Here is a 25,163-nt window from a genome sequence, read left to right as displayed (position 1 = left end):
TAAAGAATATCATGATTTGAGGTGTAACGTCATGTCTAAACCAAAAGGCTTTGAAAAACCGGCTGGCGTCCGGGACTATCTCCCACATGCGGTAGCAAGGCTACGCCGGATTGAGCAGCAAGTGCTTGCGTGTATGGACCGCTGGGGATATCGGCAGATCATGACGCCAACGATGGAATATTACGATACGGTTGGTGTCGCAAGTTCGACGTCTGACCAGAAGCTGTTCAAGCTGCTAAACAACCGGGGCACGACGATGGTGCTCCGTTCGGATATAACGGCACCGATTGCCAGAGTGGTGGCATCGCTGCTGAAGGGAGAGCCGCTGCCTATTCGCCTTTCTTACCACGCAAATGTGTTTCGCGCGATTGAAGAAGAGGCCGGACGGGAGGCCGAGTTCTTTCAGACTGGCGTGGAGCTGGTTGGCGATGATTCACCTGAGGCGGACGCAGAAGTCGTAGCGCTGGCGATTGAATCACTGCAGGCAGCAGGTGTGGAAAGATTCAGAATAGCACTGGGGCATGTAGGCTTTCTGAATGGTCTGTTGGAAGAGGTACTTCCTGAACGGTTAGAAGATCAGGAGAACCTGAAGCATGATTTACTGAATCGGGACTATGTCGGCTACAGGAACACCATTTCCGGCTTGAGGCTGTCCAGCAGTCAAGCTGATAAGCTAGAGGGGATTCTCCGTCTGCGTGGTGGCAGGGAAATCTGTGAACAGGCTCTGGAGCTGAGCGGCAATCCGTTGGCCCGTGCTTCTATTGAGCATCTGTACAAGGTGTGGGAAGTACTTGAGGCGTATGATGTCTCGGAGCATGTGCTGGTCGATCTGACGATGATTGGAGATTTTTCCTATTATACGGGGATGACATTTGAAGGGTACGCTGCGGAGATTGGTTCACCTGTAGCGAGTGGCGGACGTTACGACAAGCTGCTGAAGCAGTTTGGACGCAATGTTCCTGCAACAGGCTTTGCACTGAAAACAAACCGCATTTTGGATGGTGTCCGAGTGAAGGAGACATCTAAGCAGCTTCCGGTTCTGGTACAGTACACAGCCGATTACCGTAAAGAAGGCCTTGCTAAGGCTACTCTGCTACGTAGTGAAGGGAAAGTTGTTGTCACCACATTAATAATGGGTACCGGTGAGATTCAAGCTCCTGAGCACGGACTGCTCCATCAAGGCTATGAGGAAATCATTACGTTTTCGTAAAATAGATTTGAATGTAAGGAGGTGCGTTAGATGGCGGATATATTGAAAGTGGCTATGCCTAAAGGGCGAATCTATAAAAAGGCATCCGCGTTGTTCCGTTCAGCCGGATTACCGATTCCCATGGATATCGATGATACGCGTAAGCTGGTCATCCCTTTGCCGGAAGCAGGAATGGAATTTATTCTGGCGAAGCCGGTTGATGTACCGACTTATGTGGAATATGGCGTTGCGGACATCGGTATTGTGGGCAAGGATGTGCTGATGGAAGAGAACAAGGACGTGTATGAGCTGCTGGATCTCGGAATTGCAAGATGCCGGATGTCGGTTATTGGTCTTCCGGATTGGACGCCGGATATTCAGCAGCGCGTAGCAACCAAATATCCGAATGTGGCATCGCAATACTTCCGGGAGCAAGGGCAGCAGGTTGAGGTCGTGAAGCTGAACGGCTCTATCGAGCTCGCGCCACTCATTGGTTTGGCGGACCGGATTGTGGATATGGTGGAAACCGGACAGACGCTGAAGGAGAACGGTCTTGTGGAAATGACGAGCCTATTTGAAATTACGAGCCGACTAATCGCCAACCGGGTAAGCTACCGGATGAAGAATCGTGAGATTCAGGAGCTGTGTGACCGCCTGCAACAGGTGATACTGGCTGGGGAAGCGAATAGACAGAAGATGTAAATGGACGAAACGAAAAGCATGAAGAGGAGAGGTAAGGGGGAATCTACGGTGAAAGTAGTATCGGTACGAGATTTCAAACTGCAGCGGGAGAGCGATTACGGAACGCCGGAACAGAACGAAACGGTAAAAGCAGTGGTTCAGGCGGTACGTGCGGAAGGAGATGCTGCACTGCTTCGTTATACGGAACAATTCGATAATATGAAGCTGGAGAGTTATCAGCTGCGAGTACCAGAGGATGAGCTTAAGGCAGCTTATGACCATGTCGAGCCGTCTTTTGTGACCGCGATTCGGGCCGCAGCGGATAACATCCGTACATTCCATATGAAGCAGAAGCGCAGCTCCTGGATGGATCTTCAACCGGACGGCAGCATTCTCGGACAGATCATCAGGCCATTGAAGCGGGTCGGTGTGTATGTTCCGGGCGGAAAAGCTGCTTATCCCTCTTCTGTGCTCATGAATGTCATTCCGGCACAGGTAGCCGGAGTACCTGAGATCGTCATGGTTACACCGCCGGCAACTCGGGGAAAAGAGGGCATTGATCCTTATATCTTGGTTGCAGCAGCGGAAGCGGGTGTGACCGAGATTTATCGTGTTGGCGGGGCTCAGGCCATTGCCGCGCTCGCTTATGGAACAGACAGTATTTCGCCAGTAGACAAAATTTGCGGTCCCGGCAATATTTATGTGGCTCTCGCTAAACGAGAAGTGTACGGAGTAGTCAACATAGACAGCATGGCAGGGCCGAGTGAAATCGTGGTGCTGGCTGATGATACAGCACAGCCGTCGTTTATAGCGGCTGACCTGCTGTCACAGGCAGAGCATGACGAGATGGCATCAGCGGTGTTAGTAACACCGTCACAGTCGCTTGCAGAAGCCGTATCGGCAGAAGTGGAGCGTCAGCTTGAACTGCTGCCAAGGCGTGATATTGCCCGAGCATCAGTGGACAGTTATGGCGCGATCATCGTGACCGACACCCTCAAGGAGGGCATCGAGGTAGTGAATCGCTTGGCGCCGGAGCATCTTGAGATCGTGACAGAAGAGCCGATGGCTCTTGTAGGCCAGATCGAGAACGCCGGGGCTATTTTCCTCGGTCCATACAGCTCGGAGCCGGTAGGTGATTATTTTGCCGGACCGAACCATATCATTCCGACGAATGGGACCGCGAGATTCGCCTCTCCGGTAGATCTGGATGACTTCATTAAGAAGTCGAGTATGATTTACTACAGCAAGGAGGCGCTGCTCCGTGACGGTGAGACGATCATGGAGCTGGCCCGGCGGGAAGGACTGGAGGGTCACGCACGGGCGATCAGTGTTCGGCTGGAGCAAGAGCAGAAGCAGGAGAAGAAGTAGGAGCCAGAGTCATATACAAGGGGGAAAACATCGTGAGCAGCTTTGAAGCGAAAGGGCGGACATCGAGTGTCAGCCGCAAGACGAACGAGACGGACATTTCACTTAAATTTAACGTAGACGGGACCGGTGTATCTGAGCTGGAGACCGATGTTCCTTTTCTGAACCATATGCTGGATCTGTTCACAAAGCACGGACAATTCGATCTCAGCGTGAAAGCGAACGGGGACATCGAGATTGATGATCACCATACGGTGGAGGACATCGGAATCTGCCTTGGACAGGTGCTGCGTGAAGCTCTGGGGGATAAAAAAGGCATCAAGCGTTATGCGAGTGTGTTTGTGCCGATGGATGAGGCGCTGGCGCAGGTCGTTATCGACATTAGCAACCGCCCGCATTTTGAATATCGGGTACAGTATCCTTCCCAGCAGGTTGGATCGTTCGATACGGAGTTGGTGCATGAGTTCTTGTGGAAGCTGGCGCTGGAGGCGCGGATGACGCTACACGTCATCGTCCATTACGGACATAACACACACCATATGATTGAGGCCGTGTTCAAAGCGCTTGGCCGTGCTTTGGATGAGGCGACAAGCATTGATCCACGTGTGACGGGAGTACCGTCCACGAAGGGAGTGCTGTAGCCATGGCCATCGCGATTGTGGACTATGGCATGGGCAATTTACACAGTGTAAGCAAGGCAGTAGAGCGGCTCGGATATGAGCCGCTTGTTACCGGGGAGCGGGAGGCCATTTTGGCGGCAGATGGTATTATTTTGCCCGGTGTCGGCGCATTTGGCGATGCGATGGAGCATCTGCGTGAGACAGGTCTTGACGCGGTGATGAAAGAGGCAGCATCCGGACCGAAGCCACTGCTCGGCATATGTCTCGGCATGCAGCTCCTGTTCAGCCAAAGCGAGGAGTATGGACGTCATGAAGGGCTGAATATTTTGCCTGGATCGGTGGTGCGGTTTACCGGTGGTGATTACAAGGTGCCTCATATGGGCTGGAATAGCTTGCAGTTCAATAATCCGGAACATCCGCTGTTTGCGGGGCTTGAGGAAGGGCATGTGTATTTTGTGCATTCGTATCATGTCCTTCCTGAGGCGGAGTCCCATCTGCTTGCAGTAACGGATTACGGTCAACCGGTGACAGCGATTGTTGGGAACGGCTCTGTATACGGCATGCAGTTCCATCCCGAGAAAAGCGGGGAACTCGGTATGAGCCTGCTGCGTAATTTTTTGGTGCTGACGGATTCAAAAGCTTAATAACTTAGGAAGCGGGGATGAACATGTCATCTTTTATCATATATCCGGCGATTGATATTTTAGGAGGCAAGTGTGTCAGACTTGTACAGGGCGATTATAACCAAGAGACGGTGTATAACGACAGTCCGCTGAATGTGGCGCGTTCCTGGGAGGAGCAGGGCGGCAAGTACATTCATCTGGTGGACCTTGATGGGGCTAAAGCGGGCCATCCTGTGAATGATGCCATTATCGGTGAGATCGCGGCAAAAGCAAATGTTCCTGTGCAGGTGGGTGGCGGACTACGTACGCTTGCTGAAGTCGAGCGTCTGTTGTCCATTGGTGTAAGCCGGTTAATCATCGGTACGGCAGCGATTGAAGACCGTGCATTTACCGAGGAAGTACTGGGCAAATACGGTGATAAGGTCGCCATCGGCATTGATGCGCGTAACGGATATGTAGCAACTCGCGGCTGGCTGGAGACGTCCGAGGTACAGGCTGAAATACTGGCAAAAGAGCTGGCTTCTAAAGGTGCAGAGACGTTTATATTCACCGATATATCGCGTGATGGCATGATGCAAGGACCGAATGTGGAGGCCATTGTGTCGCTGGCCAAGGCGAGCGGACGAACGGTCATTGCTTCCGGAGGCGTGACCAAGCTGGATGATCTTAAAGCACTCAGCAAGCACCGTTTGGACGGTGTTGGAGGTGCTATTGTTGGTAAGGCGCTGTATACAGGAAGCATTAATCTGAGTGAAGCGGTAAACGTCATCGGTTAGAGATTAGATAGACTGAGTTAGGCTGCTGGAGGAATTAGAGACGGTTAATTTTTTTCTAGCGGTTCGATCAAGTTCGGGGATGTTTGGTGAGATTGCGGCATAGGGAAATGTGCCGGTTATTGTACAGATTAAAGCGAGTGAAGATAAAGGGAAGAGGGCGAGGATTATGCTGGCCAAGCGGATTATTCCATGTCTGGACGTGAAGGACGGACGGGTTGTAAAAGGAGTTAACTTTGTTAATCTCCGTGATGCGGGCGATCCCGTGGAGCTTGCTGCGCTGTATGACCAGGAAGGGGCCGATGAGCTGGTCTTTCTGGACATTTCAGCGTCCGTTGAGGGTCGCGCTACAATGGAAGAAGTCGTACGAAGAACGGCAGGGGAAATTGCTATTCCATTCACAGTAGGCGGCGGCATATCGTCGGTAGATGATATGAAACGGATTTTGCGTGCAGGCGCGGACAAGATCGGCATCAACACGGCGGCTGTAAAGCAGCCTGAACTGATCTCGGCCGGTGCGCGCCGATTTGGCTCCCAATGCATTGTCGTAGCGGTAGATGCCAAATACAATGAGGCGTGGGGCGAATGGGAAGTTTATACCCACGGCGGACGGACTGCTTCCGGCATTAAGGCGTTGGAATGGGTAAAACAGGCGGAAGCTCTCGGAGCTGGAGAAATTTTGCTAACAAGCATGGACGCCGATGGCACGAAAGACGGCTTCGACTTGGCACTTACGGCTGCTGTATCCGGCGCAGTGGGAATTCCAGTAATTGCCTCTGGTGGTGCGGGGAAAGAGGATCATTTTTACGATGTGTTCACCTCAGGTAAAGCGGATGCTGGCCTTGCGGCGACCATATTTCACTATAAGGAAATTTCCATACCGGATCTCAAACAACATTTAAGACAAAAGGGAGTGGACATCAGGTGAGTGAGGATATAAAGCAGGACTTATCGCTGGAGCAGGTTATTGAGCATATCCGATGGGATGAAGCGGGCCTTGTGCCTTCGATCGTTCAAGATTCGACAACCAAACAGGTGCTTATGATGGCCTATATGAATCGGGAATCCCTGCGCCTTACACTGGAGAGCGGAGAAGCGTGGTTTTGGAGCCGTTCCCGTCAGGAGCTGTGGCATAAAGGAGCAACGTCAGGCAATATCCAATCCGTTGTGTCCGTCGCTTATGACTGTGACGGGGATACACTGTTGGTACAGGTAAATCCGAAGGGACCAGCCTGTCACACCGGTGAAAATACATGCTTTTATAACGAAATCACTGTAGAGGGACAGCCTAGCGTATCAGGCCAAGAAGATACCCCTGCGTTAAGTGATCGTTTTGCGGTGTTGGCGGAGCTTGAGGAGATCATTGCCAAGCGCGAGGTAGAGCGTCCTGAAGGAGCATATACGACATATTTGTTCGATAAGGGCGTAGATAAAATCCTCAAAAAAGTTGGTGAGGAAGCGTCTGAGACGATCATAGCCGCGAAAAATCGCGATAATGATGAACTGCGCCTGGAGGTCAGCGATCTGATCTACCATCTGCTTGTTCTGCTACAGGAGCGCAAGCTGCCACTCGATGACATTTTGGATGAGCTGAGCCGCCGCCATGAACGGCCCCGCCGCGACTAGGGGAGGCTGAAAGGGATGTACATCGACTACCACACCCACCATGCCCGCTGCGGTCATGCTGTCGGAGAGCTGGAGGAATACGTAAAGCGGGGTATTGAGATGGGCTTGCACCAGATCGGTCTATCTGATCATATGCCTCTCATTCACATAAAGCCCGAAGAGTATTATCCGGAGATGGCTATGCCGATGGAGGAGCTTCCCCGCTATGTAGAGGAATGCTTGTCTCTGAAAGAGTTCTATAAAGGCCAGATCGAAGTGCGCGTCGGGATTGAAGGAGATTATATCGAAGGTTATGAGAAGCAGATCGAAAAGATCATACAGGATTATCCGTGGGATTATGTCATCGGTTCGGTTCATTTTCTCGGAGAATGGGATATAACGGATTTCCGTCAAACGCATGGCTGGGAAGGAAAGAACCCGCTGGAGGTGTACCGTCAGTATTATGATGCGGTGCAAAAAGCGGCGGCAACCGGTCTGTATGATATTATGGGTCATCTTGATGTGATCAAGCGATTCGGCTTCAGTCCGGAGGCAGAACATACCGATGAAGTGATTGCTATGGAGAAGGCGGCTTTAGCAGCGGTTAGTCGCAGTGGAAAAGCGATGGAGCTGAACGCATCAGGCCTTTCGAAAGCATGCGAAGAAATGTTCCCGAGCCGCAGAATGCTGGAGGAAGCGATTAGACTCGGTGTTCCGCTGACACTCGGTTCAGATGCACATCAGCCGCAGAAGCTGGGTGATCATTTGGATAAAGCACGCGATCTGCTGTCGGAGCTTGGGGTGGAGAAGGTTGCAACCTTCCAAAACCGGAAAAGGGAAATGGTTCTTTTGAAAGAATAGGATGAACCGATGTATAATAGAAATAAGTACTATACAGTTCGAGTGAATACGGCTGTTTTCGTTACTGTGACATCTTCCATGAAGAGTTGAAACAGATGCGAAGGCAGCCTGCTTTGGCGATAGCGCTTTCTTTTGCGAAAACACATCAATCAGGCAACAGCACAATGAACTGTACTAACCAATTTCGGTACCCGGGAGGACCAAATGTATCGTAAACTTCGGCTATTCGCCGGCTCATCCAACCCGCAGTTGGCCGCGAGCATTAGTGAGAAATTAGGCGTCGAGTTGGGAAAAATCAAAATTTCCCGTTTTCAGAGTGGTGAAATCTATGTTCATTACGAGGAAAGCATCCGCAATTGCGATGTATTTCTCGTTCAGTCATTCTCGCAACCCATCAATGAGATGTTCGTGGAGCTGCTGGTTATGATTGACGCGGCTAAACGGGCCTCTGCCCGGACAGTGAACATTATCGTTCCGTATTACGGATATGCACGGCAGGAGCGCAAGTCGGCACCAAGGGAGCCGATCTCGGCTAAGATGGTAGCGGATGTTCTGACCACAGCCGGTGCAAACCGTGTCATTACGATTGATTTGCACGCTCCGGCTATCCAGGGGTTTTTCAATATTCCTGTTGATCATTTGACGGCGCTTGACCTCATTACGGATTATTTAAAGAGCAAAAATATTGAGAATCCGGTCATTGTTTCTCCGGATGCTGGCCGTGCCTCGACAGCAGAGAAGCTGGCGAGTCGTTTGGGATCGCCGTTTGCTATTATGATCAAGCAGCGTCCGGCACATAACGAGTCGGTCATTACACACGTCATTGGGGATGTGAAAGATCGGACTCCGATTATTATTGAAGACTTGATTGATACAGGTTCCACGATCGTTCATGTGGTTGAAGGCTTGAAGGAACGCGGCTCGAGGGATGCTATCGTGTGTGCTACGCACGGTGTATTTTCGGGACAGGCGCTTGATCGGCTGGACCATGCGCATATCGAGGAAATGGTCGTTACGGACTCTATTGCGATTCCTGGTCATCATAAGGATTTTCTGAAGGTACTTTCCGTTGCTCCTATGCTGGCTCGAGCCACGCATATCATTACTGAGGGTGGATCGATAGCTACATTATTCAAAGATGCCGGGGTGTGAAAACCGGTGTCTTTTTTTCTGCAAATGACGGAGTAACGTGTTATACTGTTGGGGATAGAGGAGCAAGTTAAAGGAGGTGCCTTGCTTCCGTGAATGGATATCAATCCGGGTCAAATGGCCTGCATAATATTATACCTATCGAAATGAACGCCAACTTTTTCTTTGATCGAGCTGTAAAGTCGCTTGATCGTTACCAATATGACAAGGCACTGAAATATTTTCGCAAAGCTGTTGAATATGAACCGGATAATCCGGTGAACCACTGCAACATGGCGGGTATATTATCAGAGACGGGTGATTACGAAGGCTCGAACGATGTGCTGCAGCATATTTTGGATAAAGTCGATTCTTCCATGACGGAATGTTATTTCTATATGGCGAACAATTACGCTAATATGGAGCTTTTCGAAGAGGCAGAAAAGGCGCTGGTTACGTATTTGGAGGAGGACTCCAGCGGACAATTTATGGACGAGGCGGAAGAATTAATGGAACTTCTCCATTACGAGCTGAATCGTCCAGCGAAGGTGAACCGTATCAAGAGCCGGGAAGGTATGGTTGAGCATGAGCGTGCCAGGGAGCTTCTTGAAGAAGGAAAGTTCGCTCAGGCCGTGAAATTGCTGGAGGAAATTGTAGGAGATTATCCTGATTTTCTTGCGGCACGTAACAATTTGGCACTTGCTTATTATTACATGGGCCGCTTCGCTAAAGCGAAGCAAACCATTGAAGAGGTGTTGGAGCAGGAGCCGGGTAACTTGCATGGATTATGCAACTTGGCTATTTTCTTTCAACATGAGGGAAATAATGATCAGCGTAACCGTCTTGTGGAAATGCTGGTCGTCACCGTTCCTTTTCATCAGGAGCATGTGTTTAAACTTGCTACGACGATGGGCATTCTAGGGAAACACGAAGCGGCTTACAGTCATTTCCGCCGGTTGTTGAAGGATGAAGAGTTCAGCAGTGATCCGAGTCTTTATCATTATACGGCAGTTGCAGCGTGCAACAGCGGTCAGTATGAATCGGCTGCGAATTATTGGCGTCATGCCAAGAAGCTGGATCCGGGGTCGGTTATTCCGGATTTTTATCTCGCTCAGCTGCAGCACCGGAAGAAGACTGGAACGATGGTGATGAAGGTAAGCTATCATTATCATCTTCCCTTTGAGGAGCAGTTTAAACGTTGGGAACATGACGGAGAAGTAATGACGGAAGAAGTGAAACATAATCCACTCATCCGCTCATCCTTCTTCTGGGCGCTGCGTCACGGTGATCCCCATATCAAGCTGCAGGTAATCCGGACACTTGAGCTCATTGCAGATGATGAAGTGCAGCATGCGCTTCAATCCTTCTTGCAGGAGCCGGGCGAGGATGCCGATCTGAAGGATGCGGCGCGTCTCGTGCTGCAGCAGCTTGAGAGTAAGAGAAGCCGTACACAGGACCGGGAAGCCGGTGTAAAAGGTAAGGAAGTATTGCCCGACTGGCATCCGACTTGGCAGGAGGTCGTGGACAAAGCTTCTCAGACGATGGACAAGCGTTCCGATCATTTCTGGAAACGTGAGCTCGAAACGCTCTGGTCTGAATTTTTGAGCAAGTTGTATCCAGACATTCCGAATATCCGCAATACTTCGGGATGGGCGGCTGCGCTTGAATATATGACGGCAAAAATGCGTGGACGAGCATATACGTATGAAGAGGTAGCATTACGTTACGGAATATCATCATCTACCGTACGCCGATATGCCCGGCAGATTGACCAGGTGTGTGGAAATAAAGATCAAAGTGATGACAATTTCCGTCCCTTCACAGAAAATATATAATAAAGTGTGTGTTCAAAAGATGATTTTTTGAACACACACTTTATAGGGTAAGATAAGTATACTGACGATGTCAAAGGAGGCCTTCAATATGTACAAATCAATCGTAATCGGAACAGGACCTGCCGGTCTGACGGCAGCCATCTACCTGGCACGTGCCAACATGAAGCCGCTCGTGATCGAGGGAATGCAGCCAGGCGGCCAACTGACCACAACGACTGAGGTGGAGAACTTCCCCGGCTTCCCGCAGGGCATTATGGGGCCGGAGCTGATGGACAACATGCGTCAGCAGGCAGAACGTTTCGGAGCCGAGTTTAAAAGCGCTTGGGTTGAATCCGTAGATTTTTTGGAGCGTCCGTTCAAGGTGAACGTAGAGGGAATGGGAGAATTGCTGGCTGAATCTGTCATCATTTCTACTGGAGCATCGGCTAAGTACCTCGGCATTCCTGGTGAGCAGGACAACGTTGGTCGGGGTGTAAGCACATGCGCAACGTGTGATGGGTTCTTTTTCCGCGGCAAAAAGATTATTGTCATCGGCGGCGGCGACTCCGCTATGGAAGAAGCGAGTTTCTTGACTCGTTTTGCTTCCAGCGTAACGCTGGTTCACCGTCGTGATGAGCTTCGTGCATCCAAGATTATGCAGGACCGCGCACGGGACAACGAAAAGGTAGAATGGGCTTTGAACCGTACGCCGCTTGAAGTGGTTACTAGCGAAACCGGCGTAAAAGGACTGAAGGTCCACAATAACGAAACAGGTGCAGAAGAGTTAATTGAGGCAGAGGGCGTGTTCGTGGCGATCGGTCATACGCCGAACACCGGTTTCCTCGGCGGCCAGATTACAACCGATCCGACAGGATACATTCTCGTTAAGCCAGGTACAACCGAGACGAACATTCCAGGCGTATTCGCGTGTGGTGACGTACAGGATACCCGCTATCGCCAGGCAATTACTGCGGCTGGTTCGGGTTGTATGGCTGCTATGGACTGCGAAAAGTTCATTGAGGGCCATATGATTCATGACTGGAGCGAAACGCTTAACAAGTAACCATCGTGTATATAGACAAAAGGAGCCGGGCAGCCGGCTCCTTTTTGTTGTGGCTGTGCTTTTTGGCTGGTATGGATTCACTTTTGTATATTATGGAGCTCTCTATATTTGTTATAATCTAGGAAGATAGGTCGAAACGGAGATACGGATACGAAGGAGGTACTATTGAATGGAGAAGGCGATCAGGTTTAGAGCAGCGATTACGGCGCTTTTTGGGCTCATAGGTCTGGGCCTGGCTATCGTTACCGTATACGTATTCAGATTGGATAAGAATCATGGTAGTGTTAACGTACTTATGCTTTTGACACTGCTGTCGGTTTTTTTTATGGTCGGCCATATGATTGCTTTAACTATGTTGATTAAGAAAAAGCGTAGGGAAAATCTATGATTCTCTATATGCATGATAAGCTGACGGTTCGATATCTGACTGAAACGGATGCTCCCCTGCTGGCTGGGTAAGTGATCCCCTAGTCCTTACATATTACGAAGGTCAGGATCGCGATTGTTGGATTATTGAATATGAGATGTGAGTGAGGAGAGATGTCTTGAGTATTTACATGAAGAAAAATAAACATTTGCTGATTGTGTTGGCGCCATTAATTATAGGTTGGCTGTTTAACATGCTTATTTTTTATTTGCCGTTCTCGGGAGTGCTGATATGGACGCTGAACCTGGGCTTTGTGTTGTTCTGGTTCTGGGGAGGCAGGCAGTTTGCACAACTCTCTATGAAAAAAGTGTACAGCTATTTGTTGGGGAATACGCTATGGCTGATATCCTTTTTGCTCTACGTTTGGCAGTTCATCGTGCTGGATGAAGCCTCCCGAAGTATTGCCCTAGCGGGATTGTCGCAGTATTATATGCTGCTTACGATTATCATTGGTACCCAAATTCATATGATGTATTCCGGAGACATCAACTCGACGGAGATCGTGATCATCTCGTATATGGTAATGCTGTTAGTATTCACTATGGGATTCATATATCAGTCTGTAAGAGGGAAAAAGAAGTCCTCATAGAGAATTCTGTTAGCGGGTGGTTATCTCTGCAGCGTCGATTGCGCTGGCGCTAAAAGTAACTGCATGAGAACACCAAAGAGCCTATGCTGCTAATAAAAAGCAGTATAGGCTCTTTGTTAGTTTATAAATCTTGAGATAGACGCACCATATCGTACAGCCGCATGCCATTCTCATAAATCTCCTCATCATAATGACGAATGAAAAAATCCCGGTCGATGCCGATCATCCGGAAGCCACATTTTTGATATAGTGCCAGTTGGCCGACCCCGGTACTTCCGGTTCCAACCTCAATGGTGGTGAAGCCGAGCTGCCGTGCAGACTGTACGGCGTGGTTGACCAGCTGTTTGCCGATGCCTTGCCCATGAAGAGATTCTTCCACAGCGACATTAACGAGTTCCACGGTATCGGGCCGGGTTGGCAGCAGCACGTACACACCAACAATTCCCTCCTCCCGTTCAGCTACAAAGCATTGTCCACGATGTATGTATTCCTGAACAAGCTGCTCCGATGGATCCGCTAATAACAGTAGTTCCATGGGGGGCGATTCGCTTGTTTCCAGTCTGCGTATGGTGATCAAATCTTACAACTCCTGTCCATTCAGATTGAGAATTAAATAACAGGATTATTTTAACACAAGACAGGCGAAACAATCTTCAATAATAAAGCCAACCTATCGTTAGGTTGATTGTTAGTGGGCCGGAATCACATTAATCGGGCTGCAGCATATATTATTTGCAAGCCTGCTCCGTCAAGGAGCATGGGGGCATCACCACCAATGCTCCTTGCAGAGACAGTCTTAGGGTATTTAATTAGCAACGGCAGGATTTACGTTTTCTGGAGCGGCATTTTTGGGATTTTTTCTTCTTGGATTTATTGCCACCAGTCCAGTTGCCCCAAGATTTGTGACCGTGAGATTCGTGGCCGTGAGACTTGTGACCGTGAGACTCGTGGCCTTGAGATTTGTGGCCGTGAGATTTGTGACCGTGAGACTTGTGGCCGTGAGATTCGTGGCCGTGAGATTCGTGGCCGTGAGATTTGTGACCGTGAGACTCGTGGCCGTGAGATTTGTGACCGTGAGATTTGTGGCCGTGAGATTCGTGGCCGTGAGACTTGTGGCCGTCAGATTTATGGCCGTGAGATTTATGACCGTGAGAGCGGTTGCCATGAGATTGGTTGCCGTAAGAGTCATTGCTACCTATCCAGCTAGGGTACATGTTAAAAGCCATGCCTCATTCTCCTTCCCTAACATTATTTTAGATAAAGCATGATGACTGAAGGGGAGCGGAATTGCTGAACTCCGGCGTCTGTCCATCACGTCTACCTGTTATATATTTATATGTGTCTCGTACTATAAAGGGACTGGTTCAATATAAGAGAAAGCATAAAACCAACGGAAGTCTATCGGTCATAAGTCATAAGGAGGTGGTTTTGTGGGATTGCCGGTCTACCAGGTTTTTATTAATAACAAAGAATTTGAGTTATTAAAAAGTGACATCTGGTCTGACAGCTTTGTTCAGGCACAAATGCTGCACGGGAGAAAACGAGTTCCGATCCGTATACGTTACCGGGGTGGACATACCCGTGAGTATCCCAAAAAATCCTACGAAATCCGCACTTCGAGTAGAACCTATCACTTTAATGCTGAATATGATGATCCTTCGATGATGCGGAATGCCCTTTCATTCCGTTTCTTCGAATCTATAAATGTGCCGAGTCCGGGGACTAAGCACTGTGTACTGTATATTAATAATAAAATTGCTGGCGTTTATCTGCAGATCGAAGGGGTGAAAACACCCTTTTTCCATCGGCGGGGTATTCCGGTGCGAAGCATCATCTATGCTGTCAATGATAATGCAGACTTTACCGATAAGAGATTGTCTAAAAAATCATATTTTTCCGGTTATAGTCTAATTAAAGGTGGAGAGCGAGATCGCGCCAAACTGTCCCAATTCATTCGTGCTATACATGTCCATGAGGGAGAAGAATTACAACGATATTTAGAGCGTCATCTCGATATTAATAATTTTTTGCGCTGGCTTAGCGGGGCTGTACTTACAGGCAATTATGATGGGTTTAATCAGAACTACACGTTGTTTGAACATCGTTCACGCAGGGTGTACCGTATGATACCATGGGATTACGAAGGAACGTGGGGCAGGAACTGCTATGGTAAACTGGTGGATTCCAATCTGGTAAAAATTCATGGCTACAACAAGCTGACGGAGAAGGTATTGTCTTACAAGGCCTATCGGCAGCAATACAAAAATCTGCTAACCAATTTGTTGGATACGGTATTTACGGTGCGGCGCCAGCTCCCGATTGTGTACCGTATGTATAATAACATCGCGGATGATGTCTATAAGGATCCAAACCAAAAGTGGAGCAATAAAATATTTGACGGAGAACCGGATACGATTCGTCATTATATCGAAAATAGACGTCAGGATATCTCGGACCAGTTACGGAGGCTGGATTCGTGAATAACGTTGTTATATTTGTATTTTGGCAAAATGAAGAGGCACCGCGGCGTATCAGCTGCAGTGCCTCTTTTTAAGTATGTGAGGTGTTATTATTTCACTTCAAAATAGGTGGAAATTTCATCAAGCAGCAAATTGGCTGCTTTATATCCGCCTGCAAGGTTCCATACTACCTCGCTCACCTTATGAACTTCGTTGTTCTTAGCAACGTTCAAGCTTTTGAAGAGAGGCTCATTCATCCATTCCTGGCTTGCCTTTTCAGCTTCGGTGGAACCCGGATCGTCCTGAGTGAAATAGAACATCACATCTCCGTCCATAGCTGGAATACGTTCTTTGGTCAGTTTCTCAATAAATTCATCTTTATCTTGTTCTTCAGGACGTGCAATACCTAGCTGATTGAGAAGAACACCGCTGAAAGTCTGCTTCATGTAAGTCCGAACATCGCCGGCGGTAAAGCGGACAATGGATACTTTGGTATTGGCTTTATCCCCGAGCTTGGACTTCACTTCTTCCACACGTTTATCAAAATCGGCGATAGCTTTTTCGCCTTCGGCTTTTTTGTTGACGGCGTCTGTATATAATGCAAAGTTGATCTTCCAATCACCGGCCAAGTCTTCGGAGAAGACAGTCGGAGCGATCTGCTTCAGTTGATCATAAATTTTCTCATGTCTAACCTTGTTCCCAATGATGAGATCAGGCTTCAGACCGGCAATGAGTTCTACGTTCGGCTGAGTTTCTTCACCAACCACTTCGACGCCTTCCATGTCGGCTTTAATATGGTCGTACCACGGATCTCCGACCCAGGATTGCACTGCGCCAACGGGCTTCACACCCACTGTCAGCAATGCCTCAGTTCCTTCATTGGTGAGAATGACAACACGTTGTGGGGTGCCTTTGAGCGTTTCTGTTCCCATGGCGTGCTGAATCGTGCGGCTTTCTTCGGTTGCTGCAGGTGTGCTTTCTTTCGTTTCACCGGTGGTTGAGCCTGGTGTATCCGCTGTCTTGGATCCGCCGCAAGCGGACAAGACCAGCAGAAAAGCTGACAGGGTCAGCATAAGCAACCACGATTTTTTGCGAAATGCAGATGACATAACAATGGTTCTCCCCTTTTTTAAGTTTACTATGTGATAATGGGAATCATTATCATTGTAAATATAAGTGAGAGAACAAGATGCTGTCAACAACTAAATGAAAATGATTATCATAATCGTTGACACGATATGGATGCACCTCTACAATAAAAATGTTATAAAGCTTTTTGCCCTATATCATGACCTGAGGGGGATTACATACGTATGGTCTTGTTTAATAGCAGGACATCGAGAATACTGGGACTAGCTACAGGGGTGCTGCTTCTGCTGCTCGGCCTGATTGCCAGCGTTCTCTTCGGACTGCAGCATTTCCGGATCGAAATGGTTGTGGATTCATATATATCTTTTAACGGCTCAACAGAGCACATGATTATCCGGGACACGAGAGTGCCTCGGGCACTAGTCGGTGCGGTCGTAGGAGCAAGCCTGGCTGTGGCCGGAGCGGTTATGCAAGCCATTACACGCAATCCGCTGGCTTCGCCGTCGGTGTTCGGCATTAATGCGGGCGCCGTTCTGTTCCTGGTTATCGGCATATCGGCGTTAGGCAGCAGGCTGACGATGGACTCTATGATCTGGATTGCTTTTGTGGGCGCTGCAATAACGTCTCTGGTTGTGTTCGCCTTGGGTTCTCGGGGGGCCAGCGGCTTTGCACCGATCAAGCTGACGCTTGCGGGTGCCGCGATTGCGGCTTTTGCCTCTTCAATAACGTCGGGGATTATTCTGGTGGACAAGAAGTCGCTCGATCAGGCTCTATTCTGGATGATCGGCTCGGTAGTCGACCGAGATATAGAACATTTGCTGACTGTGCTACCATATGTAATTATTGGTTTGGTGCTGTCTATGGCGATTGCACGTTCGTTAAATGTAGCTGCGCTCGGTGATGATATTTCCAAGGGACTGGGGATGTCGCTGTTTAACGTACGGGCAACCGCTTGTGCTGTGGTCGTTCTGCTTGCCGGCAGTTCGGTTGCGGTTGCAGGCCCGATTGCTTTTGTCGGGATGATTGTTCCACATCTGTGCCGTTCGCTTGTTGGACAAGATCACCGCTGGCTTCTACCGTACTGCGCTGTATCCGGTGCACTTCTGCTCGTGGTAGCTGATCTGGCATCGCGTTTCATCATTATGCCAAAAGAGGTGCCCGTTGGAGTCGCAACGGCAGTGCTTGGCGTTCCGTTCCTCATCTACATCGTTCGGAGGAGGAAATATGCTTAATTCAACTTCTCATATGGGATTTATACGTAAAAAAAGAAACGCAGTAACGGTGATCATACTCGGACTTTTAATCTTACTGATATTGTTAATCAGCATTTCGGCCGGGAGTACGACCATACCGCTCAGTGAAGTGGTGAGCTCGCTCTTCGGTCTTAATGAGGGAGGAAGTTCCCTGATCGTCCTGCAGTTCCGCCTGCCGCGAACGCTGGCTGCACTGCTCGTTGGCGCTGCGCTGGCATTGGCGGGTGGGTTGCTTCAGGGCGTTATTCGGAACCCACTCGCCGCCCCGGACATGCTTGGGGTTACAGGTGGTGCATCGGTGGCAGTGGTGGCTTTTATGACACTTTCAGCCGGTGCCTACAGCATTCACTGGGTCCCGCTAATTGCGGTTGTGGGTGCTTTTGGTGCAGGGCTGCTTAACTATGTGTTGGCCTGGAGAAAGGGCGTATCTCCGCTGCGCCTTGTCCTGATTGGGGTTGGATTATCAACAGCGCTTGGTGCGCTGACCACATTTTTGCTTATCAGTGGTCCATCCCATCTGGCTTCCCAGGTTCTGAACTGGATGACGGGCAGTGTGTATGGAACCGGATGGAAACATATCCTGGCGCTAACGCCGTGGCTTTTGTTGTTCATTCCGCTGTCCTTTCTCTTCTCCCGTTCTCTGAACGCTCAGGCGATGGGGGATGAGATCGCCATCGGTCTCGGCATTCGAGTGCAGCGAGACCGATTGCTCATCATGTTGTGCAGCATTGCCTTGGCGGGAGCGGCCGTCGGCATCGCGGGTACGTTGTCCTTCATCGGTCTAATAGCACCGCATATGGCAAGACGCCTTGTGGGCAGCGCCCATGGCGTGATGCTTCCTGTCTCGGCTATGGTCGGTGCAATTCTGCTAATGCTTGCCGATCTGGCGGGCCGGATGCTGTTCCAGCCGTTGGACATCCCGGCGGGTGTATTCACGGCAGCGATTGGCGCGCCGTTCTTTTTGTACCTGTTGTACAAAAAGCTGTAGTGTTGGGAGAAAATTAAATAGTAGGGCGTCATATTCCGATGGGGATGTGGCGTCTTTTTTTCGTGTGGAAGTGGTGCGTATGAGAGTCTTGGTTATTGTTCTGTACTAGTTCATGCAGCGATATATTGTAGCAGGAATGACGGCGGGTGGGGGAATGTAGCTAGTGGAATAGGTGGTGTTTTATATGAATGGCACTCCCTTTGGGAAGTGTTGTTTTTTGTATTGGGACAATGTGGATTTGTCGATATAATGTAGAGGGATGTCGGAGGTTCGTCAATATCTTGAAAATGAGGGGGATTTGCGAAGTTCGTGAATATAGCAGAATCTGAAAGGATTCTCGAAGTTCGTAAAAGTTATGCAAAATCAGTGCGAGAATTACAAAGGAGTGAAAATATGTTAGCACTTAGATTCACCCAAAAACTATTAAAAGACATGAAAGTAGCACCGGTTGAATTGGGAGATGTTAATTCACTATTTAGTTGGCATGCGAATATATTGCAACTTAGAAGAAAACACATTTTGTTTGTTAATGACTTGAGCCGATTATGTTTAATTATTGATGGGATAAGAAGTTCCCAACTAGACAAATTACAAGAGAAGTTTAAGTCAGAACTCAAGGAATATTTGTTAAAGGAGGGAATTAGGAAACACGTAATCGAACAATACTTTTTTGAGGCAGGAGAAATTAGTATAGGAAAAACAAACAATAAGAGCGTTCTCGGAACTATGAATGAAGTTTCTTTCTATAGTATAGATACTGATTTTAATAACACTTTTGAGCTCAGTGCCTGGTTAAATTCAATGATCTATAAACCAATTGATTACAAAGAGCCTATTAATGTCTTTAAGAAAGCTTTACAAGAACAGTATTTATAAACCATATTGTAGGCATCTCAGGAAGGTGCCAGCATCATATAATATCGTGTTCACGCAGCTGATCGCAAGCGATCCTTGGTCTGCCCGAGGCAGTTCAAAGAAGTAAAGTCAGGCAGACAACTCTGCACTGGCTAAGTCCATCGAACCCGGCGCATTCGCGCCTTAGCCAGTGAAGATTCGTGAACACCCAGACGTTAGGTGAAATTCCTGAAGTAGATGCAGGTCATGTGAAATTATACGTTACTTTATAAAGAAAGATAGCGAAGACTAGGAGATAACTATGCTCATAGCCTTGGGATTATCATTATTTTTGACTTTTTCATACAAGATTGTTGAAATCTTTATCAGAATTTTTCGGTCTAAGAGCCTAGTAAGATTCAGTCTATATTTTTGGGCTGTTGGCACAATGATTTTGGTGCCTTTTTCTAAGGGGAACTATATTTTCAGTTCGCCAGATAACATAATAAAGGTTATGCCAGTTTTCTTAATACTTATTATTGCAAATTGTGTATTAGCTCGATTTTCGGGATATAATCCAATTGGAAAATTCAACATAATCAATTTTGTAATTACATATCCGGTTATTGAAGAATTTATCTTTAGAGGATTAATCCTTTCCTACTTAAATCAATACCTTAGTTCAGAAGTGTTAATCCAAGTAATGTATATGCCGGTGACTTTATCTGTGGTCATTACTGCGTTGCTATTTGCGATAACTCATCTGCAATATTATAGCTTATCTCGACAAAGTATAAGATATATGATTTTTGCCTTTATGGGAGGAATCTTTTTTGGGGCCATTACAGATTTGACACATTCGATTTTGTTATCGTGTTTGTTGCATATTGAATTTAATTTATTGGCAGTATACTTCGCAAAAAAAACTTAGAGAATTTGATCATAGTATGCCGAATCGGGGAAGTCAGGAAATGCTCCTAACAATGCGTTCTAGCATTGTTGAGGGGCAAGCCCATCGGGTTCGTCAATGGCTGATGAAATCGACCAGGTGGCAGCTCAACACATCCATCACCTAACCGCATCGTGCTCGACGTGCGATTCTGGGCAACTTAAGGTGAATGGACGTCGTGAACACAAAGACGTTATACGCAATTAATACATTCATCAAAAACCTAAAATGAACAAAGGATGATACGAGTGCTCGGGTTACCTAAAGGTCAGGTTTTCCTCGTTCCTTGGACTGAACAATGGGAAAATGAATTTAAAGAAGAAGAGAAAAAAATAAGGGTTGAAATAGATGACAGCATCTTGGCTATTCATCACATTGGAAGTACCGCAATAAAGGGATTAAGTGCAAAACCCATAATAGACATTGCAATAGAAAAAAATCTTTTGAAGAAGGTATTAGTTGTGTAACTGGATTAGAGAAGATTGGATACTCTTACAAAGGAACTGATGTATTACCTGATCGCCATTATTCTAATAAAGGAGAACCAAGAACACATCAAATCCATATGTATCAGACCGGAAGCGAATATCTTTATAAGCAACTGACGTTGAGAGATTATTTAAGAACCAATGAAAACGCTAGAAAAAAATATCAAGAACTAAAAGAAAAATTGACGAAGGAAAACTCAACAAATAAGTTGGCCTATGCTGATTCAAAAACGGATTTTATTAATAAGATCATATTGAAAGCTGAGCGAGGAAGGTAGAGACTACGCATAACCCCGTATTAACGCCGCGTAGTTTGACAATTCCTTGGCCGCTCAAGGATTTTCGATAGAAGTGGGATCAGATGGACAACCTTGCGAATAACCGCGTAGCGGCCGGTCGCTTCGCTCCTTTAAGGTTCTCGGGTTCGCGAATACAAGAAACGTTATATGACAGACCGAAGTAAACATATATCTCTAAAAGATTAATCCAACCGTTGAATAAAGAAGGTGATTCAAAATATGAAAAGAACGACTGAAGTATATAAAAACGATGAATTGTCAATTGAATACTCAATTGTTAATAAAGGTGGAAGTCCCATTCTCGTAATGCACGGAGGGCATTCAAATTGTAATGAAGAATTTGGATATACGGAGTTAGAACAACAAGGATATTCGATACTTACACCTTCTAGACCAGGGTACGGGAAAACATCTCCTAATAATGGGTTAAACCTATCGACGGCTTGCAATTCATACATTGAGCTCTTAAATCATCTTAAGCTAGACAAGGTTCATGTAATTGGAATTTCTGCAGGTGGACCTAGCGCGATTTATTTCACTTCTAAATACCAAGAGCGTGTAAAAAGTCTTACGTTACAATCTGCTGTATCTAAAGAATGGCTTACACCTAAAGATAAAGAATATAAAGCAGCCCAAATGCTCTTCCACCCTTCACTGGAGAAATATACATGGAAGTTACTCAGCTCTATGATTAACATATTCCCCAAATTTATCTTTAAACAGATGGCTCCTTCTTTTAGTAAATTGTCATATGCTGAATTAAAAAGCCATATTAGTGATGAAGATATCAATAAGTTTAAGGAAATGATAGAACGCCAACGCTCAGGACAGGGTTTTTTTATAGATTTATCGCAGACAGGTAATATCACTCTTTCAGATTTGCAATCAATTAAATGCCCGACTCTTATTCTGCATAGCCAAAATGATCGGGCTGTTTCAATCGAGCATGCGTATAATGCACATAATAATATTTCAAATTCCAAACTTTGTATCCTTAATACATGGGGACACCTAATATGGCTTGGACAAGGAGTAGAGGAAATGAATATAGAGCTATTCGCTTTTCTTCATACTAATAATTAATCTGGGAGTTATTTAAGAGAGTCGTCGTATAACGTAATATTCGTGCTGCGGTCCATTCGGCCTTGATCTGCCCGATGTATTTTCGAAGAAGAACATAAGGCAGATACATCCATCCCCTAAGATAAGATAGGAGCTATCTTATCTTAGGGGAATGGGCGTCGCGAATATGACAACGTTATCTGAAACCGCCAAAACATTTGTAAAGTAGGTTGATTCAATGAAGATTGAATTGGAAGAACTGAGAGAAATTGATGGTCAAGATATCTTCGAGATGATACAAGAGATAGGGCTGGGGGAGAATGGTTTTACAACAAATTTTCCCGAGAATGATTTTGAAGAATTCAAGAGAAGTTTACCTCAATTGGTTCAGTATTCAAAGGGAATAGACCTCCCTAAAGGTCACGTACCACAAACAATTTATTGGATGTATGTTGATGGAAAACCTGTTGCATACGGGAAGTTAAGGCACCAATTAAATGAGAAGTTATTAATGTACGGAGGCCATGTTGGATATATTGTTAGGCCAACTGAGAGGGGTAAAGGATATGGAAAGCTTTTTTTAAGTGAAATGATAAAGAGAGCAAAAGAATTAGGAATTGATAAATTATTAGTCACTTGTGATGAAATCAATTTGCGCTCCAGGAAAGTAGCAGAAAGAAATAATGGAAAACTTGATTCCATAATCGACGGAATCTGTCGTTACTGGATAAAGTTATAATCGTGAGTAATTCGAAGAAGTGGTGGCATCGGATAACACCTTATTCACGCATCAGTCCTCTTGCGAGTCCCTCGGTCGCCAAGTTGCAATTCGGAGGAGTGAAATCAGGCGACAACCCTGCACTGGCTAAGTCCGTCGGACCCGTTCGCTTCGCTCACTTAAGTCAGTGAGGGTTCGTGAATACAACAACGTTATACGACATATGGCAATGAAAGGAGGAAACCATGTTGGATTTAATTAAAGAACTGATGACATATTATTTTAATGAAGAAATTGATAACATCGAATCAGTACCATTCGGCCTAACTAATTACTCTCAAGTTTTAACCATTAACAATAAGAAATATATTGCAAGAATATATGACAACCACTCAAAAAATCTTGAGAAATTAAAATTCGAAATAGAATTAACGACTTTCCTTGAGCAACAGGATCTTTCATTCAAGCTCCCTGGATTTTTAATTGCCAAGACAGAGGATCGATTTGTCGAGCTATCAAATGGTCAATTTGGTTCAGTGATGCATTTTATTGAAGGAGAAGTTCCTGACTTAACACGGATATCAGATATTAAGGAGTATGGAAAAACCGTTGGTGAAATATCGGCTGCATTTAAGAAATTTAAAAGTGATACCCTAATACGCGATATAAAATTCTATAACATATATAATCTTCATTCACTGTCTAATGAAAGAGCTGTAAGCCATTTTATTGATCAGCCACCTTTTGATATTGATCATAACCAATTGTCTATTTTAAAAAATACTTTTCAAGCCGTTCAAAGAAATGAATCTATTATTGACGCCTTACCTAAGCAAATTATTCATCATGATATATTAATTTTTAATTTGCTTATTGATAGCAAAACAAGGAAGATGAATGGAGTGTTAGACTTTGACTTTGCTTCACATGATGTTTGTGCATTAGAATTAGCTATTTGTATTAACCATCTTCTTCAATTTGATGATGGTTCACTTTTAAATCTAGAATTATTTTTGGATGAGTATTCTCAACATATGACATTAACAGATGAAGAAATTAAATGGATTCCCTTTTTGATGCAGATGTACTATGTATCATTGATATGTATTTACATAGGTCAGTATTATTCAGGGCGAGAGATAGATAATTATTTTCGATTTATTCTTAATCAACTAGTTATTAGAACACAATGGATAGAACAGAACGAATATGAACTTATTGAAACGTTAAGGTTAAGGCTCAATTGATTTGGATTGTAACTCAATGAGGTGTCATACATCGTATAAATTTTGAGAAGGAAGATGTAAATAAACTCAATTTAATTGATGGTTTTAGCAAATTGGCATCTATTCGATTAAAGGATTATTTGAAGTAACGAAGATTGAGCAATTACATTTGACTTAAAATGGGGTGTGTTCACCAAATGAAAGAGGATGCACAAGAGTGGGCGATATTCGCCGAGAAAATGGTCCGCTTAGCTGGAGAAAAAATCATTGAATTACGAAATGAATCTCGTGTCGAGATAACTATGAAAAACGCAGGAGAGCTAGTAACCTCAGCAGACTTAGCCTCTGATCATATAATTCGTGACGCTATTGTTAGTACTTACCCTGAACATGGTATTCTTTCGGAAGAAACGACGGAAGGGGTTTTGGCTAAAGATAGGTTTAAAGGTCCACTTTGGATCATTGATCCTTTGGACGGTACCGTAAACTACTCTCGTAATCTCCCTCATTTTGCTATCTCTGCTGCGATTGCAGTAGATGGTGTTGTTTGGGCAGGAGCTGTACATGCGCCAGATCTGGGTGTAACCTATGTCGGGGTTCGAGGTGGTGGCGCTTTTTGCAACGGTGAGCAGCTTCAAGTTCAACCTGTGAATACACTATCGGAATCCGTTGTCGGCACTGGCTTCCCTCATGATAAAAGCAAAGTTCATCTGGCGCTTGAAAGAGTCAATCTCTTAGCTACTCATTGCAGAGATATTCGTCGATTGGCCGCACCGGCAATTGATATTTGTTATGTAGCATCCGGCCGTCTAGACGCACATACAGAAAGTTTAGCTCCATGGGATGTTGCAGCAGCAGGTCTTATCGCTCGTGAAGCAGGGGCAATAACGGGTCATATCGGAGAAGTCTCTGCCGAAATTCCCGTTGAATTGTACGGAGAAGGAGTCGTGATTGCCAGTCCTGGGATTGTTGAAGAACTTCTTTCGTTGTTACGTAACGATTTATAAGTACATGAAAAAAATCTAGAGACAACAGTTATTATGAACGAGACAGATTCCCC

At 46.3% G+C, this 25,163-nt stretch carries 27 protein-coding genes and 1 pseudogene; 26 read left to right on the top strand and 2 right to left on the bottom strand.

What is annotated here, in order from left to right; translation table 11 throughout:
• Window positions 1–31 precede the first annotated feature (31 nt).
• The 14 genes from B9N86_RS28600 (at window position 32) to B9N86_RS28535 (ending at window position 12,738) form a co-directional block, all read left to right on the top strand.
• Entirely contained in the window at window positions 32–1,210 is a 1,179-nt protein-coding gene (locus B9N86_RS28600; RefSeq protein WP_208916586.1) for an ATP phosphoribosyltransferase regulatory subunit, read from the top strand.
• Window positions 1,211–1,240: 30 nt separating this feature from the next.
• Window positions 1,241–1,891 carry an ATP phosphoribosyltransferase gene (hisG, locus tag B9N86_RS28595; RefSeq protein ID WP_208916584.1) on the top strand — a complete coding sequence of 217 codons (651 nt, stop codon included), beginning with the start codon at window positions 1,241–1,243 and terminating at the stop codon, window positions 1,889–1,891.
• 48 nt (window positions 1,892–1,939) lie between these two features.
• Complete coding sequence (gene hisD / locus B9N86_RS28590) at window positions 1,940–3,238, top strand: histidinol dehydrogenase (RefSeq protein ID WP_208916582.1); 1,299 nt, start codon at window positions 1,940–1,942, stop codon at window positions 3,236–3,238.
• Window positions 3,239–3,270: 32 nt separating this feature from the next.
• A complete protein-coding gene (hisB, locus tag B9N86_RS28585) occupies window positions 3,271–3,876 on the top strand; it encodes an imidazoleglycerol-phosphate dehydratase HisB (RefSeq protein WP_208916580.1) in 606 nt (201 codons plus the stop codon).
• Window positions 3,877–3,878: 2 nt separating this feature from the next.
• Window positions 3,879–4,499, top strand: coding sequence for an imidazole glycerol phosphate synthase subunit HisH (gene hisH / locus B9N86_RS28580; RefSeq protein ID WP_208916577.1), 621 nt, complete (start codon window positions 3,879–3,881; stop codon window positions 4,497–4,499).
• Window positions 4,500–4,522: 23 nt separating this feature from the next.
• A complete protein-coding gene (gene hisA / locus B9N86_RS28575) occupies window positions 4,523–5,254 on the top strand; it encodes a 1-(5-phosphoribosyl)-5-[(5-phosphoribosylamino)methylideneamino]imidazole-4-carboxamide isomerase (protein WP_208916575.1) in 732 nt (243 codons plus the stop codon).
• 166 nt (window positions 5,255–5,420) lie between these two features.
• The gene (hisF, locus tag B9N86_RS28570; protein WP_208920917.1) at window positions 5,421–6,179 is read left to right on the top strand and encodes an imidazole glycerol phosphate synthase subunit HisF; all 759 of its coding nucleotides are present in this window, start codon (window positions 5,421–5,423) and stop codon (window positions 6,177–6,179) included.
• The gene (gene hisIE / locus B9N86_RS28565; RefSeq protein WP_208916573.1) at window positions 6,176–6,877 is read left to right on the top strand and encodes a bifunctional phosphoribosyl-AMP cyclohydrolase/phosphoribosyl-ATP diphosphatase HisIE; all 702 of its coding nucleotides are present in this window, start codon (window positions 6,176–6,178) and stop codon (window positions 6,875–6,877) included. Before hisF ends, hisIE begins: the two co-directional genes overlap by 4 nt.
• A 15-nt stretch (window positions 6,878–6,892) precedes the next feature.
• Entirely contained in the window at window positions 6,893–7,717 is an 825-nt protein-coding gene (hisJ, locus tag B9N86_RS28560) for a histidinol-phosphatase HisJ (RefSeq protein WP_208916571.1), read from the top strand.
• Between the two features lie 204 nt (window positions 7,718–7,921).
• A complete protein-coding gene (locus B9N86_RS28555) occupies window positions 7,922–8,869 on the top strand; it encodes a ribose-phosphate diphosphokinase (RefSeq protein ID WP_208916569.1) in 948 nt (315 codons plus the stop codon).
• Window positions 8,870–9,012: 143 nt separating this feature from the next.
• Entirely contained in the window at window positions 9,013–10,680 is a 1,668-nt protein-coding gene (locus tag B9N86_RS28550) for a tetratricopeptide repeat protein (RefSeq protein WP_208920915.1), read from the top strand.
• An 88-nt stretch (window positions 10,681–10,768) separates the two neighbouring features.
• Window positions 10,769–11,722, top strand: coding sequence for a thioredoxin-disulfide reductase (gene trxB, locus B9N86_RS28545; protein WP_208916567.1), 954 nt, complete (start codon window positions 10,769–10,771; stop codon window positions 11,720–11,722).
• Window positions 11,723–11,891: 169 nt separating this feature from the next.
• Window positions 11,892–12,110: a hypothetical protein gene (locus tag B9N86_RS28540; RefSeq protein WP_208916565.1), complete on the top strand. Its 219-nt coding sequence runs from the start codon at window positions 11,892–11,894 to the stop codon at window positions 12,108–12,110.
• 169 nt (window positions 12,111–12,279) lie between these two features.
• Window positions 12,280–12,738, top strand: a complete 459-nt coding sequence (locus B9N86_RS28535) for a hypothetical protein (protein WP_208916563.1) — start codon at window positions 12,280–12,282, stop codon at window positions 12,736–12,738.
• A 121-nt stretch (window positions 12,739–12,859) separates the two neighbouring features.
• On the opposite strand, the gene B9N86_RS28530 is transcribed toward B9N86_RS28535, so the two are convergent.
• Complete coding sequence (locus B9N86_RS28530; RefSeq protein WP_425298559.1) at window positions 12,860–13,273, bottom strand: GNAT family N-acetyltransferase; 414 nt, start codon at window positions 13,271–13,273, stop codon at window positions 12,860–12,862.
• 313 nt (window positions 13,274–13,586) lie between these two features.
• On the opposite strand from B9N86_RS28530, the gene B9N86_RS31105 reads away from it, so the two are divergent.
• Both B9N86_RS31105 and B9N86_RS28520 read left to right on the top strand, forming a co-directional pair.
• Window positions 13,587–14,006 carry a hypothetical protein gene (locus B9N86_RS31105; RefSeq protein ID WP_208916561.1) on the top strand — a complete coding sequence of 140 codons (420 nt, stop codon included), beginning with the start codon at window positions 13,587–13,589 and terminating at the stop codon, window positions 14,004–14,006.
• A gap of 162 nt (window positions 14,007–14,168) precedes the next feature.
• Window positions 14,169–15,218: a CotH kinase family protein gene (locus tag B9N86_RS28520; protein WP_244562883.1), complete on the top strand. Its 1,050-nt coding sequence runs from the start codon at window positions 14,169–14,171 to the stop codon at window positions 15,216–15,218.
• An 89-nt stretch (window positions 15,219–15,307) separates the two neighbouring features.
• Here the strand turns inward: B9N86_RS28520 and B9N86_RS28515 are convergent, their stop codons facing one another.
• Window positions 15,308–16,306, bottom strand: coding sequence for an ABC transporter substrate-binding protein (locus B9N86_RS28515; protein WP_208916559.1), 999 nt, complete (start codon window positions 16,304–16,306; stop codon window positions 15,308–15,310).
• 204 nt (window positions 16,307–16,510) lie between these two features.
• On the opposite strand from B9N86_RS28515, the gene B9N86_RS28510 reads away from it, so the two are divergent.
• The 10 genes and pseudogenes from B9N86_RS28510 to B9N86_RS28470 all read left to right on the top strand — a co-directional run bounded on the left by B9N86_RS28510 (window position 16,511) and on the right by B9N86_RS28470 (window position 25,110).
• The gene (locus B9N86_RS28510) at window positions 16,511–17,518 is read left to right on the top strand and encodes a FecCD family ABC transporter permease (protein WP_208916557.1); all 1,008 of its coding nucleotides are present in this window, start codon (window positions 16,511–16,513) and stop codon (window positions 17,516–17,518) included.
• Window positions 17,511–18,527, top strand: coding sequence for a FecCD family ABC transporter permease (locus tag B9N86_RS28505; protein WP_244562882.1), 1,017 nt, complete (start codon window positions 17,511–17,513; stop codon window positions 18,525–18,527). Before B9N86_RS28510 ends, B9N86_RS28505 begins: the two co-directional genes overlap by 8 nt.
• A 309-nt stretch (window positions 18,528–18,836) precedes the next feature.
• Window positions 18,837–19,403, top strand: a complete 567-nt coding sequence (locus tag B9N86_RS28500; RefSeq protein WP_244562881.1) for a DUF6933 domain-containing protein — start codon at window positions 18,837–18,839, stop codon at window positions 19,401–19,403.
• A gap of 280 nt (window positions 19,404–19,683) precedes the next feature.
• On the top strand, window positions 19,684–20,292 hold the full coding sequence (locus tag B9N86_RS28495) for a CPBP family intramembrane glutamic endopeptidase (protein WP_208916555.1): 609 nt from the start codon (window positions 19,684–19,686) through the stop codon (window positions 20,290–20,292).
• 266 nt (window positions 20,293–20,558) lie between these two features.
• Window positions 20,559–21,076: pseudogene (locus tag B9N86_RS28490) on the top strand (GrpB family protein).
• 240 nt (window positions 21,077–21,316) lie between these two features.
• The gene (locus B9N86_RS28485) at window positions 21,317–22,180 is read left to right on the top strand and encodes an alpha/beta fold hydrolase (protein ID WP_208916552.1); all 864 of its coding nucleotides are present in this window, start codon (window positions 21,317–21,319) and stop codon (window positions 22,178–22,180) included.
• Window positions 22,181–22,397: 217 nt separating this feature from the next.
• Entirely contained in the window at window positions 22,398–22,898 is a 501-nt protein-coding gene (locus B9N86_RS28480; RefSeq protein ID WP_208916550.1) for a GNAT family N-acetyltransferase, read from the top strand.
• Between the two features lie 2 nt (window positions 22,899–22,900).
• Window positions 22,901–23,068 carry a hypothetical protein gene (locus B9N86_RS30055; RefSeq protein ID WP_210190623.1) on the top strand — a complete coding sequence of 56 codons (168 nt, stop codon included), beginning with the start codon at window positions 22,901–22,903 and terminating at the stop codon, window positions 23,066–23,068.
• A gap of 54 nt (window positions 23,069–23,122) precedes the next feature.
• Entirely contained in the window at window positions 23,123–24,124 is a 1,002-nt protein-coding gene (locus B9N86_RS28475) for a phosphotransferase (protein ID WP_208916548.1), read from the top strand.
• 176 nt (window positions 24,125–24,300) lie between these two features.
• Window positions 24,301–25,110: an inositol monophosphatase family protein gene (locus tag B9N86_RS28470; protein ID WP_208916546.1), complete on the top strand. Its 810-nt coding sequence runs from the start codon at window positions 24,301–24,303 to the stop codon at window positions 25,108–25,110.
• The last annotated feature ends 53 nt before the right edge of the window (window positions 25,111–25,163 follow it).

The sequence above is a fragment of the Paenibacillus uliginis N3/975 genome (assembly GCF_900177425.1).
Taxonomy (GTDB): Bacteria; Bacillota; Bacilli; order Paenibacillales; family Paenibacillaceae; genus Paenibacillus_AQ; species Paenibacillus_AQ uliginis.
Note: the sequence above shows the minus strand (reverse complement) of the source record. Positions and strands in the feature narration are given on the sequence as shown.

Coding starts and splice junctions, on each gene's coding strand:
- trxB (WP_208916567.1), top strand. CDS start 10,769: ATGTACAAATCAATCGTAATCGGAACAGGACCTGCCGGTCTGACGGCA.
- B9N86_RS28540 (WP_208916565.1), top strand. CDS start 11,892: ATGGAGAAGGCGATCAGGTTTAGAGCAGCGATTACGGCGCTTTTTGGG.
- B9N86_RS28535 (WP_208916563.1), top strand. CDS start 12,280: ATGAAGAAAAATAAACATTTGCTGATTGTGTTGGCGCCATTAATTATA.
- hisJ (WP_208916571.1), top strand. CDS start 6,893: ATGTACATCGACTACCACACCCACCATGCCCGCTGCGGTCATGCTGTC.
- B9N86_RS28495 (WP_208916555.1), top strand. CDS start 19,684: ATGCTCATAGCCTTGGGATTATCATTATTTTTGACTTTTTCATACAAG.
- B9N86_RS28510 (WP_208916557.1), top strand. CDS start 16,511: ATGGTCTTGTTTAATAGCAGGACATCGAGAATACTGGGACTAGCTACA.
- B9N86_RS28515 (WP_208916559.1), bottom strand. CDS start 16,306: ATGTCATCTGCATTTCGCAAAAAATCGTGGTTGCTTATGCTGACCCTG.
- B9N86_RS28470 (WP_208916546.1), top strand. CDS start 24,301: ATGAAAGAGGATGCACAAGAGTGGGCGATATTCGCCGAGAAAATGGTC.
- B9N86_RS28600 (WP_208916586.1), top strand. CDS start 32: ATGTCTAAACCAAAAGGCTTTGAAAAACCGGCTGGCGTCCGGGACTAT.
- B9N86_RS28530 (WP_425298559.1), bottom strand. CDS start 13,273: ATGGAACTACTGTTATTAGCGGATCCATCGGAGCAGCTTGTTCAGGAA.
- hisF (WP_208920917.1), top strand. CDS start 5,421: ATGCTGGCCAAGCGGATTATTCCATGTCTGGACGTGAAGGACGGACGG.
- hisA (WP_208916575.1), top strand. CDS start 4,523: ATGTCATCTTTTATCATATATCCGGCGATTGATATTTTAGGAGGCAAG.
- B9N86_RS28550 (WP_208920915.1), top strand. CDS start 9,013: ATGAACGCCAACTTTTTCTTTGATCGAGCTGTAAAGTCGCTTGATCGT.
- B9N86_RS28480 (WP_208916550.1), top strand. CDS start 22,398: ATGAAGATTGAATTGGAAGAACTGAGAGAAATTGATGGTCAAGATATC.
- B9N86_RS28485 (WP_208916552.1), top strand. CDS start 21,317: ATGAAAAGAACGACTGAAGTATATAAAAACGATGAATTGTCAATTGAA.
- hisG (WP_208916584.1), top strand. CDS start 1,241: ATGGCGGATATATTGAAAGTGGCTATGCCTAAAGGGCGAATCTATAAA.
- B9N86_RS28555 (WP_208916569.1), top strand. CDS start 7,922: ATGTATCGTAAACTTCGGCTATTCGCCGGCTCATCCAACCCGCAGTTG.
- hisH (WP_208916577.1), top strand. CDS start 3,879: ATGGCCATCGCGATTGTGGACTATGGCATGGGCAATTTACACAGTGTA.
- B9N86_RS28475 (WP_208916548.1), top strand. CDS start 23,123: ATGTTGGATTTAATTAAAGAACTGATGACATATTATTTTAATGAAGAA.
- B9N86_RS28505 (WP_244562882.1), top strand. CDS start 17,511: ATGCTTAATTCAACTTCTCATATGGGATTTATACGTAAAAAAAGAAAC.